Here is a 1889-nt window from a genome sequence, read left to right as displayed (position 1 = left end):
TCCTTTTGTTCTCAATTATCTTTTGGAAAATTTATCGAAAAAGCCGAAAGTAAAGTCTCAATAATTTTTCGATCTGCATCATTCTTCGCAAAACACTTAAGCACTGGGACAAGATGATAAAACAATAACTCGAGCCTGCTAGGATCTTTGGGCAATGCATCGTTAATGCATGCAACCATTAACTTAACTGGCATAATTGACGCGAAGGTTTCATATCCTCTAGCGCTAGAGAACGGAATTTTCTTAAAATAATAATCCGCTAAACGTTTCTGCTCTGGTTTTTTCCAAGATCTATGAGGAAGGAGTAATAAAGCTTCACCCCAATTATCTGAAGTAAGCGGGTACCGGCTCAATATCCAAGCTGCCGCCTGATCAGAAGTCATTTTCGCCAACTCTTTACAGAGTGATATCAATCTTGAATCCATACCAAACTATTTCCTTGGATTAAATGAGTTTTCCGGTAACCCAGAGTTAGCCTTTAGAGTAGCAGGTGGCTGATAATGACCGGAACTATTATCCCATCTTGTTATTTTTCCTCGCTCTGGACCGTCATTATTACCAAAGCGTATAGAGCCGGCATATTTAATTTCCCCCCCACGCTACCCCAGATGGGTTGAAAATTGCTCATTCACATTTGGGCGGCTTACCTTGATAGTCCCATCCGGCAATGTGACAAAATCGTAAGAACCTGAAGGGGTAATTTTCCCCCACCTTGCCCTTGCAACCAATACCGGCCTGATTCGTCCTGGATAAGAGTTCTCACGGGCCGTTGCGAACAAAAGAACAAAAGGAACAAAAGGGGACAGATTTATTTAATATGCTCTTCAACTCTAATTTAAATAAATCCGCCCCCTTTTCTCTTCCTTTTCTCTCGCCCCCTTTTCTCTCTTTTCTTTTCCCTTAAAACAACAGTTAAAAGACATAACATCCTTTTACGTTAGAAGTTTCGTATCTCCATGACTTTATTAGCCGATCCGCAGCGACAAAAACCGAATATCGGCAATCTCTAATCCAAGTTATGTAATACCGCCTGCCTCCGTTTTCATCAACAACCTTATCAAAGGTCTTATTTTTATTTACAGGCGACCAATATGAGTCGCCACATCCTCGAGTGCAGTCTTTGTAAAGGTGGGAATCGAAATGAGTACCTACCCATAGATTCATTCCATTTTCCCAATTGGAATGGGAAGGTGCGCAGCCAGCCAAGGCCGACAATAATACTACCAAAAGCCATTTATTAATTTTCACGCTTTTTCTGCGACTCAATTGCTGGGCGGTACTTATCGTACAGTGCTCCATAATTTACAAGCAGAGCAGGCGGCATGCTGCCCAAATTTTCAAAAAACGACATATCAGCTTGTTTGTGAGCTTTCAAGTTAATCATCCAACCATCGTGCAATGTAGCAAACCCATTAAACCCTGGAATTTGGTTTAATATATTGCTGACTGGAGTACCGTGACAAACAGCAGAACAAAGGGGACATATTTATTTAATATGCTTTTCAAGCCTCATTCAAATAAATCTGTACCCTTTTCTCCCTACGCCTTATAGCGCCTATTGTTTCAAATCAGCTATTAGTTTAGCTATCACTAACTCGAAAGCATTCTGCAAAGCGCTACGGAGAGCTTCAGGGTTTGTTGAGTACTCTTGAGGTGTATACGCCTGGACATTTCCATCACTGAACGCTGTGACAGTTTCGAAATTCCTCCAAACTACTGCGTCGCCGAGCTTCATGGTCGCTACAATGCCCACTGTTGGATAAAGCTCTGCACTGTAGTTTTTCAAGGCAAAGCCCCATTCGGACACGACGAATTCTATATGCGCATCGGCCCGGCCGCCCTCCGGTTCAACTTTGAATAAATGCTCAGCACTGATCCGTGCCTCCAAC

1 protein-coding gene and 1 pseudogene are annotated in these 1889 nt (G+C 42.4%); both read right to left on the bottom strand.

Translation table 11 applies throughout. From position 1 onward, the window contains the following. Window positions 1-11 precede the first annotated feature (11 nt). Window positions 12-383 (bottom strand): hypothetical protein, encoded by a 372-nt coding sequence (locus BKD70_RS24540; protein WP_233098237.1) that lies wholly within the window; start codon window positions 381-383, stop codon window positions 12-14. Between the two features lie 1172 nt (window positions 384-1555). Beyond that, window positions 1556-1889: pseudogene (locus BKD70_RS22540) on the bottom strand (hypothetical protein); the annotation flags it as partial.

It is taken from the genome of Pseudomonas sp. BS-2016 (genome assembly GCF_001806145.1).
Lineage (GTDB): Bacteria > Pseudomonadota > Gammaproteobacteria > Pseudomonadales > Pseudomonadaceae > Aquipseudomonas > Aquipseudomonas lundensis.
Note: the sequence above shows the minus strand (reverse complement) of the source record. Positions and strands in the feature narration are given on the sequence as shown.